This is a genomic window from Actinoallomurus sp. CA-150999 (assembly GCF_050942425.1).
In the GTDB taxonomy this organism is placed as follows: domain Bacteria; phylum Actinomycetota; class Actinomycetes; order Streptosporangiales; family Streptosporangiaceae; genus Actinoallomurus.
This window is the reverse complement of the sequence record NZ_CP192063.1, coordinates 4739757-4754915: the sequence shown is the minus strand read 5'-3', so window position 1 is coordinate 4754915 and position 15159 is coordinate 4739757. Positions and strand designations below refer to the sequence as shown.

The 15159-nt window shown below is 70.7% G+C and carries 18 protein-coding genes; 3 read left to right on the top strand and 15 right to left on the bottom strand.

The features are described 5' to 3' along the window. Window positions 1–78 precede the first annotated feature (78 nt). The 7 genes from ACQP2O_RS22230 to ACQP2O_RS22200 all read right to left on the bottom strand — a co-directional run bounded on the left by ACQP2O_RS22230 (window position 79) and on the right by ACQP2O_RS22200 (window position 5475). A complete protein-coding gene (locus ACQP2O_RS22230; RefSeq protein ID WP_433188299.1) occupies window positions 79–1200 on the bottom strand; it encodes an ATP-binding protein in 1122 nt (373 codons plus the stop codon). A gap of 97 nt (window positions 1201–1297) precedes the next feature. Then, window positions 1298–1675 carry an STAS domain-containing protein gene (locus tag ACQP2O_RS22225; protein ID WP_433188296.1) on the bottom strand — a complete coding sequence of 126 codons (378 nt, stop codon included), beginning with the start codon at window positions 1673–1675 and terminating at the stop codon, window positions 1298–1300. A gap of 350 nt (window positions 1676–2025) precedes the next feature. Next, window positions 2026–2850 carry a TrmH family RNA methyltransferase gene (locus tag ACQP2O_RS22220; RefSeq protein ID WP_433188294.1) on the bottom strand — a complete coding sequence of 275 codons (825 nt, stop codon included), beginning with the start codon at window positions 2848–2850 and terminating at the stop codon, window positions 2026–2028. A gap of 20 nt (window positions 2851–2870) precedes the next feature. Continuing rightward, window positions 2871–3248 (bottom strand): 50S ribosomal protein L20, encoded by a 378-nt coding sequence (gene rplT / locus ACQP2O_RS22215; protein ID WP_345356301.1) that lies wholly within the window; start codon window positions 3246–3248, stop codon window positions 2871–2873. A 113-nt stretch (window positions 3249–3361) separates the two neighbouring features. Beyond that, window positions 3362–3556: a 50S ribosomal protein L35 gene (rpmI, locus tag ACQP2O_RS22210; protein ID WP_345438553.1), complete on the bottom strand. Its 195-nt coding sequence runs from the start codon at window positions 3554–3556 to the stop codon at window positions 3362–3364. A 148-nt stretch (window positions 3557–3704) separates the two neighbouring features. Beyond that, on the bottom strand, window positions 3705–4370 hold the full coding sequence (gene infC / locus ACQP2O_RS22205; RefSeq protein ID WP_433188290.1) for a translation initiation factor IF-3: 666 nt from the start codon (window positions 4368–4370) through the stop codon (window positions 3705–3707). A 196-nt stretch (window positions 4371–4566) separates the two neighbouring features. Further along, window positions 4567–5475 (bottom strand): putative RNA methyltransferase, encoded by a 909-nt coding sequence (locus ACQP2O_RS22200; RefSeq protein ID WP_433188287.1) that lies wholly within the window; start codon window positions 5473–5475, stop codon window positions 4567–4569. A gap of 17 nt (window positions 5476–5492) precedes the next feature. Here ACQP2O_RS22200 and ACQP2O_RS22195 point away from each other — a divergent pair, with 17 nt between their 5' ends. From ACQP2O_RS22195 to ACQP2O_RS22185, 3 genes are read left to right on the top strand one after another with little or no spacing between them, the layout of a single operon-like run. Then, entirely contained in the window at window positions 5493–5825 is a 333-nt protein-coding gene (locus tag ACQP2O_RS22195; protein ID WP_360886213.1) for a PadR family transcriptional regulator, read from the top strand. Next, a complete protein-coding gene (locus tag ACQP2O_RS22190; protein WP_433188283.1) occupies window positions 5822–6772 on the top strand; it encodes a hypothetical protein in 951 nt (316 codons plus the stop codon). The genes ACQP2O_RS22195 and ACQP2O_RS22190 overlap by 4 nt, the downstream gene beginning before the upstream one ends. Then, window positions 6769–7740: a hypothetical protein gene (locus ACQP2O_RS22185; RefSeq protein ID WP_433188280.1), complete on the top strand. Its 972-nt coding sequence runs from the start codon at window positions 6769–6771 to the stop codon at window positions 7738–7740. Before ACQP2O_RS22190 ends, ACQP2O_RS22185 begins: the two co-directional genes overlap by 4 nt. Here the strand turns inward: ACQP2O_RS22185 and ACQP2O_RS22180 are convergent. From ACQP2O_RS22180 to ACQP2O_RS22145, 8 genes are all read right to left on the bottom strand, one after another. Beyond that, the gene (locus ACQP2O_RS22180) at window positions 7735–8514 is read right to left on the bottom strand and encodes a shikimate dehydrogenase (RefSeq protein ID WP_433188277.1); all 780 of its coding nucleotides are present in this window, start codon (window positions 8512–8514) and stop codon (window positions 7735–7737) included. The two genes, ACQP2O_RS22185 and ACQP2O_RS22180, sit on opposite strands and share 6 nt — an antisense overlap. Continuing rightward, window positions 8511–9683 (bottom strand): endolytic transglycosylase MltG, encoded by a 1173-nt coding sequence (gene mltG / locus ACQP2O_RS22175; RefSeq protein ID WP_433188274.1) that lies wholly within the window; start codon window positions 9681–9683, stop codon window positions 8511–8513. The genes ACQP2O_RS22180 and mltG overlap by 4 nt, the downstream gene beginning before the upstream one ends. Next, the gene (ruvX, locus tag ACQP2O_RS22170) at window positions 9680–10138 is read right to left on the bottom strand and encodes a Holliday junction resolvase RuvX (protein WP_433188272.1); all 459 of its coding nucleotides are present in this window, start codon (window positions 10136–10138) and stop codon (window positions 9680–9682) included. Before ruvX ends, mltG begins: the two co-directional genes overlap by 4 nt. Next, a complete protein-coding gene (alaS, locus tag ACQP2O_RS22165; protein WP_433188270.1) occupies window positions 10135–12801 on the bottom strand; it encodes an alanine--tRNA ligase in 2667 nt (888 codons plus the stop codon). The genes ruvX and alaS overlap by 4 nt, the downstream gene beginning before the upstream one ends. Beyond that, entirely contained in the window at window positions 12801–13043 is a 243-nt protein-coding gene (locus tag ACQP2O_RS22160) for a hypothetical protein (protein WP_433188267.1), read from the bottom strand. Before ACQP2O_RS22160 ends, alaS begins: the two co-directional genes overlap by 1 nt. Then, entirely contained in the window at window positions 13040–13414 is a 375-nt protein-coding gene (locus ACQP2O_RS22155) for a DUF948 domain-containing protein (RefSeq protein ID WP_360886228.1), read from the bottom strand. The genes ACQP2O_RS22160 and ACQP2O_RS22155 overlap by 4 nt, the downstream gene beginning before the upstream one ends. Before the next feature lie 141 nt (window positions 13415–13555). Then, window positions 13556–14905, bottom strand: a complete 1350-nt coding sequence (locus tag ACQP2O_RS22150; RefSeq protein ID WP_433188264.1) for a replication-associated recombination protein A — start codon at window positions 14903–14905, stop codon at window positions 13556–13558. Further along, on the bottom strand, window positions 14886–15149 hold the full coding sequence (locus ACQP2O_RS22145) for a hypothetical protein (protein WP_433188261.1): 264 nt from the start codon (window positions 15147–15149) through the stop codon (window positions 14886–14888). Before ACQP2O_RS22145 ends, ACQP2O_RS22150 begins: the two co-directional genes overlap by 20 nt. Between the last annotated feature and the right edge of the window lie 10 nt (window positions 15150–15159).

Here is a 15159-nt window from a genome sequence, read left to right as displayed (position 1 = left end):
CGCACGGCCTCCGGCCCGGGATCCGGGCCATTACACGATCATGGCGGACCCGTGCCGGTCGGGAAGCCCGCGGCGCTCTCAGGCGAAGTCTGGAGCCCCTGCGGGCAGGCTAAATCGGAACTCGGCGCCGCCGCTGGGGGCGCGCCGCACGTCGATGGTGCCGCCGTGCGCCTCGACGAGGCCCTTCACGATGTAGAGACCGAGGCCGGTGCCCCCGCGGGGCTGGCCGTGGCCGCGCCAGAACTGGCGGAAGACGCGCTGGGCCGCCTCGGGCGGGATGCCCTCGCCCTCGTCGCGCACGGCGACGACGGCTCCCCGCGTGCTCGCGTCCGGCTCCACCACGATCGTCACAGTACCAGCACCGTGCCGGACGGCGTTCTCCACGAGGTTGCCGAGGATCTGGTCGATCTTGTCGGGATCGAGCCACATTTCCGGCAGCTCACCCAGCACGTCGAGTTCGAACCGGTCCGGCGACTCACCCGCGGCGACCCGGCCGGCGATGATCTTGCGGGCCTCCTCGACCACGTCGACGACCTGGCGGCGCATCTCCAGCCGGCCCGCCTCGATGCGGGAGACGTCCAGCAGCTCGGTGATCAGCCGGGTCACCCGGTCGGCGTCGGCGTTGACCGTCTCGAGCATGACGCGCTTCTGGTCGTCGTTGAACCGGTGCCACTTGGCCAGCAGGGTGGCGGTGAAGCCCTTGACGCTGGTCAGCGGCGACCGCAGCTCGTGCGCGACGGTCGAGACGAGGTCCGCCCGGCCGCGCTCGTGACGGGCGCGCTCGGCCGCGTCGCGCAGGGCGACGGTGAACGAGCGCACGGTGCCGTCCCGCTCGCGGTCGTAGGAGGCGGTGACGAGCAGCTCGGGCCCGTCGCCGAGGTAGAGCGGCCGCTCCGGGTGACGGGTGCGGATCGCCAGTCCGCTGTACGGGTCGAGGCACTTCCACCAGTCTCGGCCGTCGGCGTCGCGCAGCGGCAGGACGTCGGCGAAGTCGCGGCCGAGCGCCTCGGCCTTCGGCATGCCGGTCAACCGCACCGCGGCGCGGTTGAACACGACGACCCTCCGGTCGGCGTCGGCCACGAGCAGCCCATCGGGCAGCGAATCGGGGCCGACCCCGTACGCCGCCGCCCGCCCGGCGGAGGGCTCAGAGCCACGCGGAACCGGTCCGCCCACGACCCCCGCCACCTCCCCCGGCTCCATATTGACTACGACAGCCTGACTCTAGTGCGGACGGCGGAAATCCCGCCACGCCAGAGTCGTTAACGTCAGATGTTCCCGGCATGTCGCCTAGGGCGAGTCAGTGCTGAAATGCCTCGTCGACGGTGTCATATGTGGGGAACAGCGCGTCGAGCCGGGTGATTCGCAGAATCCTCCGCTGAGCGGGCCGCACCCCCGCGAGACAGAGCGTGCCGCCCTTCTCCCGGAGCCGGTTGCCCACCGCGACCAGCACGCCGAGCCCGGCGGCGTCGCAGAAGCTCACGGCGCCGAAGTCGACGACGAGGTGGATGTGGCCGCTGTCGGCCAGGCTCAGGAGATCCGCGCGCAGCCGCCCCGCCGTCTGCACGTCGATCTCACCGCCGATCGCCACGACCGCGACGGCGCCGTAGCGCCGTACCACCGTGGCGGCCATCGCGCGGCCGGTCATCTGGCACCGGTGGGCGCCCCCGCGCGCCATCGGAGACCTGCTCGAGAGCCGCTCGCAGCTCACCGCCGCTCGTCGGCGAGGCAGTGGAATGCCCTTTATATTCGTATTCATCCGTTTTGCCCCGTTCATCGGAATCTTCGTTGATACCGTGACGGCCGCCCCGAAGCGCGAACCGCCGTCCGGCCGGTTCACCGATCCGGCACGGCGGAATCAACAGCATCGATCATGTCGGCTTTTGTTCGATTGAACGAATCGGGACGCCGATTTGTTACAGCGGGAAGACATCCTTGTTGCGTTCGGCATCGGATGCCCGCTCCCATGGCCGCGGTCACCTTTTGCCACCGGGCCGGATGCGACGGACCGCTTGGGCGATCCGGGTCTCAGGAGGGCGTGGCGGAACGCTGTGCCCGGGCCGAGGCGTACAGGCACACGGCGGCCGCGGTGGCGAGGTTGAGGCTCTCAGCCCTTCCGTAGATGGGAACGCGCACGACCTCGTCGACCGCGTCCAGGATCTCCTCCGGCAGACCCCACGCCTCGTTGCCGAACACCCAGGCCGTCGGGCCCGCAAGCGTTCCCGCGTCGAGCGCGGCGTCCAGGGAGCACTTTCCGGCCCCGTCGGCCGCCAGAACCGTCAGACCGGACTCCTTGAGCGCCGGGATCAAGACGTCGAAGCGCGGCCCGACCACGACCGGAAGATGGAACAGGCTGCCGGCCGAGGCGCGTACGCACTTGCCGTTGTACGGGTCGACGGAGGCGTCCGTGAAGATCACCGAGTCGGAGCCCGCGGCGTCGGCGGTGCGCAGGACGGTGCCGGCGTTCCCGGGATCACGAACGTGCGCCAGCACGGTCACCAGGCGCGGAGGCGACGCGAGCACGCCCTCGAGATCGACGTCGACGAACGCACAGACGGCCAGCAGACCCTGCGGAGTGACGGTCTGGGCGAGCTCGGCCATGACCTCGCCGCTCACCCGGAAGATCGGGACGCCGGAGCGCTCCGCCTGGACGATCAGGTCGTGGTGGCGGTTCTCCGCCTCGGCGGTGGTGAACAGCTCGACGAGAACGCCGTCGAGCGCGAGGGCCTCCCGTACCGCCTGGGGGCCCTCGGCGAGAAACCGCCGCTCGCGGCGGCGGAACGCGCGTTTGGCGAGCCGACGAGCCGCCTTCACCCGTGGTGATCGAGTGGAGATCAGGTCGCGGCCCGCCATCAGCGTCGTTATCTGCGCGGTCAGGCGGCCGCGCTGCCCTCGGCGGGCAGCGCCTTCTTGGCCGTCTCGACGAGGACCGTGAACGCCGCGGCGTCGTTGACCGCGAGCTCGGCGAGCATGCGGCGGTCGACCTCGACGCCGGCCTCGCGCAGGCCCTGGATGAACCGGTTGTACGTCATGCCGTTCGCGCGGGCCGCCGCGTTGATCCGCTGGATCCACAGGCGACGGAACTGGCCCTTGCGGTCCTTCCGGTCACGGAAGGCGTACGTCATCGAGTGGAGCTGCTGCTCCTTGGCCTTGCGGTACAGCCTGGACCGCTGGCCACGGTAGCCACTCGCCCGCTCGAGGACGACCCGGCGCTTCTTGGCGGCGTTGACCGCCCGCTTCACGCGTGCCACGTCTTGAACTCCTTCGTGGAGGCCGTGCCTTGTGGGCTCCGGCCGGTCGTTCGACTAACGGGTCTGCCGGCACCGAAGGGGTGCCGGAGCCCGGCGATCAGGTGGTGCCGGGCTTACTCGCCGAGCAGCTTCTTGATCTTGGTCTCGTCGTTCTTGGACACCACGACCGCTCCGTCGAGCCGACGCGTGCGCTTGGTCGGCTTGTGCTCGAGCAGGTGGTTGCGGTTGGCGCGGCGGCGCATGACCTTGCCGGTGCCGGTCAGCTTGAACCTCTTCTTGGCACCACTGTGCGTCTTCATCTTCGGCATGGTCGCCGACGTCTCCCTAAGTCCGGGCGCCTCGATCCGGGCATACAGCGACTCCGCGCGGAGTGCTATACGCCTGAGAGGCGCGTGTGCTTACCTCTTCGCGAGACGACCCCGCTCGGTGAGCAGGGTCGTGGCGGAGCGGGCCCGGTCAGGCCGGGGAACCGTGCTCCTCCTGCTGCCGTCGCGCACGACTTCCCGTCGCGGTGCGCGTTTCGGCCTTTGCCTCGCTCTTCTTCTTGTGCGGTCCGAGGACCATGATCATGTTGCGGCCGTCCTGCTTGGGACGGGACTCGACGAAGCCGAGCTCCTCGACGTCCTCCGCCAGCCGCTGCAACAGCCGGAACCCCAGCTCCGGCCGGGACTGCTCGCGGCCACGGAACATGATCGTGACCTTGACCTTGTCACCTGCCTTGAGGAACCGCTCGACGTGGCCCTTCTTCGTGCCGTAGTCGTGCGGATCGATCTTCGGCCGGAGTTTGATCTCCTTGATGACCGTGTGCGCCTGGTTACGTCGCGCATCGCGGGCCTTCATCGCGGACTCGTACTTGAACTTGCCGTAGTCCATGAGCTTGGCCACGGGCGGCCTCGCGGTCGGGGCGACCTCGACGAGATCGAGGTCGGACTCCCGGGCAAGGTCGAGTGCCTTGGCGATCGGTACGATGCCGACCTGTTCGCCGTTCGGACCGACGAGCCGGACCTCGGGCACGCGAATGCGCTCGTTGATACGCGGTTCGGCGCTGATGGGACCTCCTTGGGGCTTCCGAGCTGTCCTGACCGGCCATACCCTGGGCTCTTCAAAGGAAAAGCCCCGCATGACTCGCATGCGGGGCCATCGCCACTACCGGACGCCCCGGCGGCCAGAGCCGACGAGGCGGGCACGCGTAAAACGTGCCTCTGACCGGAACCCATCAGCCTCTCGTCTCCCGAAGGAGCGCAGCCGATCAGGTGGGAGATGACCTCCGCTTGCGCACCCGGCGCGTACACGCCAGGCCAGTCAAAGGTCAAAGATATCAGCTTTCCGGTCGTACGTCGAAAGCGCGCACCTCGAACGCCGCGGTGACCTTCACCGGCTCCGCCAGCGCGGCGATGCGCGCCCGCAGGATCTCCGGTTCGGTGTGCCGGGCGCTGGGGCCCATCGTCACGAGCGACGCGGCGTCGGCATGAGTGAGGGACAGCGGAAAGTCCAGGGACCAGGCGCCCGCGGGGGCGAAGCGTTCGCCGACCGAGTCGGCCACGCGGTCGGCCTTCCGCTCGTCCACGGACAGCAGCCCGAGCCGTTCGACCAGCTCACCCAGGTGGTGCGGGGCCGGTGTGACGACGATCAGCGCGCCGTCCGGCCTGAGCACCCGGTGGAACTCCGCCCCGCTCCGCGGGGCGAACACGTCGATGAGGACCCCGACCGCGCCGGTGCGCACGGGCAGCGGCCGCCAGACGTCCCACGCCAGGGCGCCGATCCGTGGATGCGCCCGCGCGGCGCGGCGCAGTGCGTGCTTGGAGATGTCGAGGGCCACGCCGGGCCGTCCGGGCAGCCGGTCGAGCACGGCCGCGAGGTAGTGGCCCGTGCCCGCGCCGGCGTCCAGCACGCAGCCCTCGCCCGGGTCGAGGGCCGCCGCGCGCTCGGCGACCAGCTCGGCGAGTGGGGCGAAGTGGCCGCCGCCGAGGAAGTCCGCGCGGGCGGCGACCATCTCCGGGGTGTCGGCGGTGCCGAGGTGCGCCTTGCCGGTCAGCAGGTTGGCGTAGCCCTGCTTGGCGATGTCGAACGTGTGCCCGGCCGGGCAGCGAAGGGCCGTCCCCTCGACGGCCAGGTCATCGGCGCAGATCGGGCAGCGGAGGTACGGGACGACGTCGGCGAGCACCCTCCCATGATGGTGCAGGCGAACGGGCGCGTCGTCCCGTTCGGGTGGCGACGTATCGATCATCGGTATATAAAGATCACATGAAACAAAGGTCGCTGCAGGAACCCACGTTCCTCATCCTCACGGCGTTGGCGGCCGGGCCTCAGCACGGGTACGGCATCATCGGCGACGTCGAGCGGATCTCCGACGGGCGCGTGCGCCTCCGGGCCGGGACGCTCTACGCCGCCCTCGACCGGCTGACCGCCGACGGCCTCGCGGAGATCGACCGCGAGGACGTCGTCGAGGGCCGGCTGCGGCGCTATTACCGGCTCACGGACACGGGCGCCGCGCGCCTCGCCGCCGAGGCCGAACACCTGCGCCGCAACGCCGAGACCGCCACGACCCGCCTGCGCCTGGCCGGAGGATCCGCATGAGCACACTCGAACACCGGCTGCGGCGATGGCTGCGGCTCTACCCGATCGACCAGCGCGAGGAGATGCTCGGCGTCGTGCTCGCCACCGCCGGCCCCGGCCGGGAACGGCCCAGCCCCCGGGACGCCGCCGACCTCGTCGGAGGAGCCGTCCGCGTCCGTCTTCGCCGCGAGATCCGTTCCCTCGGCGGGCCGGTGTGGAGCGACGCGTTCGCGGTGCTCGGCCTGGTAACGATCCTGGCCCTCTTCACTTGCCTGGCAGCCACCCTGCTGGACCTCACCGGCGTCTACGTCCTCGTTCAGACGCCGCCCGCACTCATCTGGCCGATGTGGGCGCCGTGGCCGCTCGTCGCCGCGTTGAGCCTGCTGGGCCTGCGGCGCACCTCGATCGGCCTCGCATGGGCCGCGGCGCTGGCTCAGATGCCCTGGCTCGCCGTCTGCGAGATGGACGCCTTCTCTGACCGGCTGGGCCAGAACCTCTACTGGTTCGTTCTGGCGATCACCGCTGCCGCTGCCTTGTCCGTCTCGGACGGCCTCCGCCGGGCGCTGTCGCTCCTCGGATGGTGGCGGGTCGCCCTCCTCTTGGCCGGCCTCGGAGTCCTCGCCTACGCGCTGAGCATCCCCGCCGGGGAAGTCGACGCGTGGCGGAGAGCCATGCCGCCGTCGGCATGGTCGCTCCACGATCCCCCATGGTGGCTGACCATCGCGCCGTTGGCGTTGTTCGCCGTGGCGTGCGCCCGGCCGACGACGGCCACCGGCCGTCGGTGGATGACGATGCTGATACTGAGCCTGGTGCCGACCGTCTACGTCGTGGGGTTCCAGATCGCGATCGACACCACGCTCGGGCCCGTCGTCGACGCGATCCGTGTCATCGGTTGTCTGGCGGTCGTGACCGTCCTCATGGCCGCCGCGGCGTCCCGTCTTCGCGAGCGACGGCGCAGCACGTCATGACGCCACGGTCCGCATCACTCGAGCACCGGCTGCGGCGATGGCTGCGGCTCTACCCGATCGACCAGCGCGAGGAGATGCTCGGCGTCCTGCTCGCCACCGCCGGCCCCGGCCAGGAGCGACCGAGCCCCCGCGACGCCGCCGACCTCGTCGGAGGAGCCGTCCGCGTCCGCCTGCAGCGGGAGATCCGTTCCCTCGGCGGACCGGTCTGGCGCGACGCCTTCGCCGTACTCAGCCTGGTGACGACCTTGGTGCTGTTCACGGGGACCGTCGACGCCCTCCGCTCGTACGAGGGCTGGTACGTGCTCGTAGAGGCGCCGCCCGCGCCGATCTGGCCGATGTGGGTGCCCTGGCCAGTTGTCGCTGCGCTCAGCCTGCTGGGCTTGCGACGTACCGCGATCGGTCTCGCCTGGATGGCAACGCTGTCGCAGCTGCCCTGGCTGGCCATCGGCCAGGACGACGCCTTCTCCGTTACCCGATTGAACGACAACCTCTTCTGGCTCGAGTTGGCGGTCGTCGCGGCGGGGGCGCTGTCGATCTCCGACGGCCTTCGCAGGGCACTGTCACTCCTCGGCACCTGGCGGGCGGCCGTCCTCCTGCTCGGCATCGGGGTGGTCACCTACGTGCTGACAGGGGTCCCGGACGGTGGAGCCGTCAAGAACGGCACCCACGGCGTGATGCTGGCGTCCCGGTCGATCCACGATCGGCGGTGGCTCCTGACCATCGCGGCCTTGGTGCTGATCGCCATCGCGTGTGCCCGGCTGCGAACGGCCGCCGGTCGCAGATGGGCCGCGATGCTGGCGCTCAGCCTGGCGCCACTGGTCTGTTCCATGAGCCTTTGGCTCGTCGTCATGTACCCGCTCTCGGGTGCGATCGGTACCCTCCGCCTCATCGCTCCCCTGTTCATCCTGGCGATCATCGCCGTCGCCGCGATCTCGCGGCTGCGAGGACGGCGGCGCAGCACGTCATGACACGGCGGCGCGCATCGCCTCGACGGGGGCCGGTGCGCGCCCCGTCATGAGTTCGACCTGGCGGGCGGCCTGGTGCACCAGCATGGGCAGGCCGCCCACCACGATGCCGCCGTGCTCGGCCACGGCCTCGGCGGCGGCCGTCGGCCAGGGCGCGTACACGACGTCGAAGAGCGCGCCCGTCGCCCGCCCGATCACCTCGGCGTACGGGTCCGCGGCGTGGGCGGGAAGCGTCGAGATGATCAGATCGGCGGACGGCATCGTGTCGGCGAAGGTCTGCACCGACACCGACACGCCCAGCCGGTCGGCCGCCGACACCGCCTCGGCGGCCCGATCCGGGCTCCGTACGACGACCACGGCCTTGGGCAGCCCCAGGTCCCGCAGCGCGGCCAGGGCCGAGCAGGCCGTCGCCCCGCCGCCGAGTACGACGGCGGAGCCCGGTGAGCGTACGCCGGCCTCGGTCAGGGCGGTGACCATGCCGTACACGTCGGTGTTGTCGCCGAGCCGCCGCCCGCCGTCGTAGACGACCGTGTTGGCGCCGCCGACCGCCCGCGCGAGCCCGGAGACCTCGTCGAGCAGCGGCAGCACCGCACGCTTCAGCGGCATGGTCAGCGACAGGCCCGCCCACGGCCGCCCGAGCACCTCGGGAAGATCCTCCTCACGGCACTCGATCGCCTCGTACGTCCAGTCCAGCCCAAGGGCGGCGTACGCCGCCCGGTGCAGCGCCGGCGACAGCGAGTGCGCGATCGGTGATCCGAGGACGGCGGCCCGCGTCATCCGTGCCCCGTGTTGCGTGCGAGCTCCTGCTTGAACTTCTCGAACTCGCTGCTGCTGGAGGTGAACTTGGTGACATGGCTCTTCGGGTCGGTGGTCACGAAGTAGAGCCAGTTGCCCTGCGCGGGATTGAGCGCGGCCTTGAGCGCCACCTCGCCGGGGTTGTCGATCGCTCCAGGCGGCAGACCGAAGACGCTGTAGGTGTTGTACGGACTCTTGTACTTGGTCTCCGCGTAGGTGGCCACGATGTTGTACTTGCCCAGGGCGTACATCACGGTGCTGTCGAGCTGCAGTTTGCGCATCCACGGCTGCTGGCTGTGGACGCGGTTGTCGATGACCCGGGCGATCTTCGGCATGTCCTCGTCGCGGCCGCTCTCGGCCTGGACCAGGCTGGCGATCGTCACCACGTCACCCGGCGACATGCCCAGGTCGCGTGCTTTTCCTTCCAGGTCGATGGAGGTGGCGACCGTCTTGAACTGGCTGACCATCGAGCGGAGCACCTGCGTGGCGGTGGCCTTCGGGTCCGGGTCGTACGTGAAGGGATAGAGATACCCCTCCAGCTTGCCCTTGGCGTACGAGGGCAGGCCCAGGTTGCCGGGGTGTTTGGCGGCCTTTTCGAAGTCCTTGAGCGGGATCTTGGTCTTCTTGGAGAGCATCTCCAGGACCTGGACGACCCGCTTGCCTTCGGGGATGGTGACACGGCCGGCGCGTGAGGCGTCGCTGAGCAGCAGCGTGAGCGCGGACTTCACCGACATCTGGCTGCGGAGGTGGTAGTAGCCGGGCTGGATGCTCATCGCCCTCGGGTCCTTGCCCGCGAGTTTGACGTACGCGTCCACGGACTTGACGACGCCCGCCTGCTGCAGCCGCTGGGCCATCTGGCTGACCGAGTCGCCCTCGTGGATCCAGACGGTGACCGAGCCGGTGCCATCGCCCTTGTAGTCGGGCGGGTTGAGCATGCCGTTCAGCATGGTGAACCCGACATATCCGCCGCCGCATACGACCGCGAGGAGGAAGACGAGCGCGATGAGCGGCGCGAGCTTGCGGCCCTTGCGGCTCTTCTTGCGACGCCGCCCTCGTCCGCCTCGGGCGGCCCGCGGAGGAACACCTGGACCCTCTGAGCGCTGTTGGCGCTCGGACAGTTGTCGCAAAAAGTCGAGATCCGCGTCGCTCATGAGCCCCCCTGGACAGTCTCCCCCGGAGGGCGACCCGTCAAGCGCTCGGCGTCGAGCGCAGCCTGCAGGAGCACGGCCGCCGCCGCTTGGTCGACGACCTTGCGCCGCGCCTGTCCGCGCACGCCTTGTTCCCGAAGCCCGGTTTCGGCTGTCACGGTGGTGAGTCTCTCATCGAACAGTCGAACCGTCTCGGGATCCATGCGTCGTGCGATCTTCACCGCCAGGCGGCGGGCCGCCTCGGCCGCCGGCCCCTCCCTGCCGGAGAGAGAGGTCGGCAGACCCACGATCACCTCGACGGCGTCGTTCTCAGCGACCAACCGGATGATCCGGTCGACATCGCCCTTCCCGGCACGCACCGTCTCCAGCGGAGACGCCAGGATGCCGCCAGGATCACTGCGCGCGACGCCGATGCGGACGCTGCCCGCGTCGACGCCGATGCGCACGCCTTGTCTCACGCGGCCGCCACGGCTCGGCGGACGGCGCCCAGGGCCTCGTCGATGGCGCCCGCGTTCACGCCACCGCCCTGCGCCAGGTCGTCCTTGCCGCCGCCACCGCCGCCGAGGACCTTGGCGGCGACGCCGACGAGCGCGCCCGCGCGGAGCCCGCGGGCGCGGGCCTCATCGCTGGTCGCGACGACGATCACCGGACGGTCCTTGGGGACGCCGGCGATGATGACCACGGCCGGGCGTCCCGACAGGCGCCCGCGGACGTCCATGGCGAGACGGCGCAGGTCGTCGGCGCTGGTGCCGTCGGGCACGCGGTGGGCGACGAAGGCGATGCCGCCGACGTCCTCGGCGCCGCCCGCCAGCTCGCCGGCGATCTGGAGGACCTGCTGCGAGCGCACTCGCTCGAGCTCCTTCTCGGCCTCGCGGAGCCGGGTGACGACTCCGGAGATCCGCTCCGGGAGCTCCTCGCGGCGGGTCTTCAGCTGCTCGGACAGCTGCGCGACCAGGACGCTCTCCTTGGCGAGGTACCGGAAGGCGTCGATGCCGACGAGCGCCTCGACCCGGCGCACGCCGGCGCCGATCGACTGCTCGCCGAGGACCTTGATCAGGCCGAGCTGGCCGGACCGAGCCACGTGGGTGCCGCCGCACAGCTCGCGGGAGTACTCGCCGATCTCGACGACCCGGACCTCGTCGCCGTACTTCTCGCCGAAGAGCGCCAGCGCGCCCATCTTGCGCGCCTCGTCGATCGGGTGAACCGAGGCGTGCACGCCGAGGTCGTCGATGAGGATGGCGTTGACCTCGTCCTCGACGTCGCGCAGCACGTTCAGGGGCACGGCGCCGGAGGCGGTGAAGTCGAACCGGAACCGGCCGGGGGCGTTCTCCGAACCGGCCTGCGCCGCCGACTCGCCGAGCGCGTTGCGGAACCCGCGGTGCACCATGTGCGTCGCGGTGTGGGACCGGGAGATCGCACGGCGCCGCTCGACATCGATCTCGGCGTAGGCGGTGTCCCCGGCCTGCGCCTCGCCGCTGCGGACCCGGCCACGGTGCACGATCAGACCGGCCAGCGGCGTCTGCACGTCGAGGACCTCGATCTCGGCCCCGTTGCCGAGCCGAATGACGCCCTGGTCGGCGAGCTGGCCGCCGCCCTCGGCGTAGAACGGCGTGCGGTCGAGAACGACCTCGACCTCGCTGCCCTCCCCCGCCGACGGAACGCTGGCGCCGCCGACCAGGAGGCCGACCACGCGGGCCTCGCCGGTGACCGCGTCGTAGCCGGTGAACCGCACCGAACCGGTCTGCTCCAGCAGGCTGCCGAGCACGGACACGTCGAGGTTGCCGGTCTTCTTCGCGGCGGCGTCGGCCTTGGCGCGCTGCCGCTGCTCGTCCATGAGGCGCCGGAACTCGCCCTCGTCGACGGCCAGGCCCTGCTCGGCCGCCATCTCGAGGGTCAGGTCGATCGGGAAGCCGTAGGTGTCGTGCAGGGTGAACGCCTGGACGCCGGACACCGTCGTCTCCTTGCGGCGCTTGGTCTCCTCGACCGAGGCGTCGAAGATCGCGGTGCCGGTGCGGAGCGTCGCGAGAAAGGACTGCTCCTCCGCGTCGATGACCGTGTGGATGTGGGCGGCGTCGGAGCGCAGCTCCGGGTAGGTCTCGCCCATACCCTCGATCGCGGCGGCGGTCAGCTCGTGCAGGTAGCGGTCGTCACCGGCGCCGAGCAGGCGAAGGTGGCGGACGCTGCGGCGCAGGATGCGGCGCAGGACGTAGCCCCGGCCCTCGTTGGAGGGGACGACGCCGTCGGCGACCATCATCGTGCCGCTGCGGACGTGGTCGGTGATCACGCGCAGGGACACGTCGGCGCGGGTGTCGCGGCCGTACTTGGTCTTGGTGAGGTCGGCGGCGCGGTCGAGGATCCGCCACATGGTGTCGATCTCGTAGATGTTGTCGACGCCCTGGAGGATCGCGGCCATGCGCTCCAGGCCCATGCCGGTGTCGATGTTCTTGGCGGGCAGCTCGCCGAGGATCGGCCAGCCCTCCTTGCCCGCGCCCGGGCCCCGCTCGAACTGCATGAAGACGAGGTTCCAGACCTCGAGGTAGCGGTCCTCGTCGGCGACTGGGCCGCCCTCACGGCCGTACTCGGCGCCCCGGTCGTAGTAGATCTCCGAGCAGGGGCCGCAGGGGCCGGGCACGCCCATCGACCAGAAGTTGTCCGCCATCCCCCGACGCTGGATGCGCTCCTCGGGCAGGCCGACCTTGTCCCGCCAGATCGAGAAGGCCTCGTCGTCGTCGTGGTAGACGGTCGCCCAGAGCCGGTCCTCGGGGAAGCCGAACCCGCCCTCGGCCTCCGGCCGGGTCAGCAGATCCCAGGCGAAAGGAATCGCCTGCTCCTTGAAATAGTCCCCGAAGGAGAAGTTGCCCAGCATCTGGAAGAACGTGCCGTGCCGGGTGGTCTTGCCGACCTCGTCGATGTCGGGCGTGCGGATGCACTTCTGCACGCTGGTCGCCCGACGGTACGGAGGCGTCCGCTGGCCGAGGAAATACGGCTTGAACGGCACCATGCCCGCGTTGACCAGCAACAGCGTGGGATCCTCGGCGATCAGGCTCGCCGAGGGCACCACGGTGTGGCCGCGTTCCTCGAAGAAGCGGAGGAAACGGCGGGCGATCTCTGCCGACTCCATCAGTGCAGGTCCTTGTCTATGTCGGCTTGTGCGTCGAGACGCATGGCGTCGCGCAGCTCTTCCTCTCGGTGGTTCATCGCGACACGAACGTCGCCGGCGAACCCCCGTACGGTCCGGCCGAGTCCGGCGGCCTGGTGGGCGATGCTGCCCGGCAGGGCGGCCCGCACGGCGCGCTTGAGCCGGAAGGCCGACCAGGCGCCGAACGCGGTGCCCAGGGACAGCCAGAACAACCGCCGGATCATCGCTTGCCGTCCTGGCTGCCGTGGCCGCGGGAACCGATGGCCTTACGGACACCATAAGAGAACGCCGCGGCCTTCACGAGAGGGCCACCGACGATCGAGGTGACGGTGGTGCTGACCGCGGCGGCGTTCTGACTCACGCTGCCCATGTTCTTCGTGATCACGTCGATCCGGTCCAGCTGCTCGTTGGCCCGCTCCACCGTGCCGGCCATGTCGTCGAGCAGCGGAGCGGTCCGATCACCCAGCTCGGCGACCGTCTTGGTGGCCTCGGTCACCAACCGGGCGAGCTTCAGGAGCACGTAGGCGAGGAAGGAGACCAGAATCGCCCAGAACATGGCCACGATCAGGCCGGCCAGCTGTTCACCCGTCAGCATCCGGCTTCCTCCTCCTCGTCGCGAAACTCGGTCGGACCGACCTTACCGTCCCGGGCCTCCGGAAACGCGCCGAGTCGGCCACGTCGGACGCGGGTGGCGGCGTCCCCCCGCGCCCGCCTCGGCCGGCGGCGCGCGCCCGGGTCAGTCGGCGCGTCTACCGCGCAGGACGGCGCGGAGCCGCTCGACGACGTCGGAGAAGCGGGCCTCCATCCCGTGCCGGGTCGGGTGGTAGTACTCGCGCCCGGCGACGGCGTCCGGAGCGTACTGCTGTTCGACCACGCCGCCGGGGAAGTCGTGGGCGTAGCGGTAGTCCTTCCCGTGGTCGAGCTTGGCCGCGCCCTTGTAGTGCGCGTCACGCAGGTGCGCCGGCACGGGACCGACGAGCCCCTGCCGTACGTCGGCGGCCGCCTCCCCGATCGCGCGGATGACGGCGTTGGACTTCGGCGCCAGGGAGAGGTGGATGACGGCCTGCGCGAGGTTGATGCGCGCTTCCGGGAGGCCGACGAACTCGACGGCGTGCGCCGCGGCCGTCGCCGTCTGCAGCGCCGTCGGGTCGGCCATTCCGACGTCCTCGCTGGCGTGGACGATGAGCCGCCGGGCGATGAAGCGCGGGTCCTCCCCGGCCTCGATCATGCGGGCGAGGTAGTGGAGCGCCGCGTCGACGTCGGATCCGCGGATGCTCTTGATGAACGCGCTGATCACGTCGTAGTGCTGGTCGCCCTCCCGGTCGTAGCGGACGGCGGCCCGGTCGACGGCCTTCTCCAGGACGTCGACGTCGATCGGCGCGCCGTTCGGGGCGACGTACGACGCGGCCTCCAGGTAGGTCAGCGCCCGGCGCGCGTCGCCGCCCGCGAGGCGTACGAGGTGGTCCTCGGCGGGCTCGGCGAGCTCGACCGCGCTGCGGAGGCCGCGCTCGTCGGTGAGGGCGCGGCGGATCACCTCGCGGAGCTGGTCGTCGCCGAGCGGCTCGAGCGTCAGCAGGAGGGAGCGGGACAGCAGCGGGCTGATCACGGAGAAGAACGGGTTCTCCGTGGTGGCGCCGATGAAGGACACCCAGCGGTTCTCGACGGCGGGCAGCAGGGCGTCCTGCTGGGCCTTGTTGAACCGGTGCACCTCGTCGACGAACAGCACCGTCTGGCGGCCGCCCATGCCGAGCTCCCGCTTGGCGACGTCGATCGCGGCGCGGACCTGCTTGACGCCGTCGGACACCGCCGAGATCTCCACGAACCGGCGCTCGGTCGCCTGGCTGACGACGTACGCGAGGGTGGTCTTGCCGGTGCCGGGCGGCCCCCACAGCACCAGGGACATCGCGACGTCCCGCTCGACGAGCTGGCGCAGCGGCGTCCCGGGACCGAGCAGGTGCCCCTGGCCGACGACCTCGTCGAGCCCGCGGGGGCGCATCCGGACCGCCAGTGGGGCGTTCGCCTGCTGCGCCTCCTCGGCCGGCTCGTCGAAGAGGCTGTCGGCCTGCTCATGTTCCCTGCGCACCACGCCTTGACACTATCCGTTCCGCACGGCCGCTCAGCGCGACGGAGACGATCACCACGATGGCGCCGACGATGCCGTCGAGCCGGTAGTCGTCGGCGGTGAGGACGGCGACGGAGGTGGTCGCGACCGGGTGGACCAGCGCCGACCACCGCGCCCCCGGACCCGGGGCCGTGATCAGGCCGCCGATACCCTGTGCGGCGTGATCCCCTCCTCCATCGATGACATCCTGACGATGACGGAAGGCCATCCCCTGATCC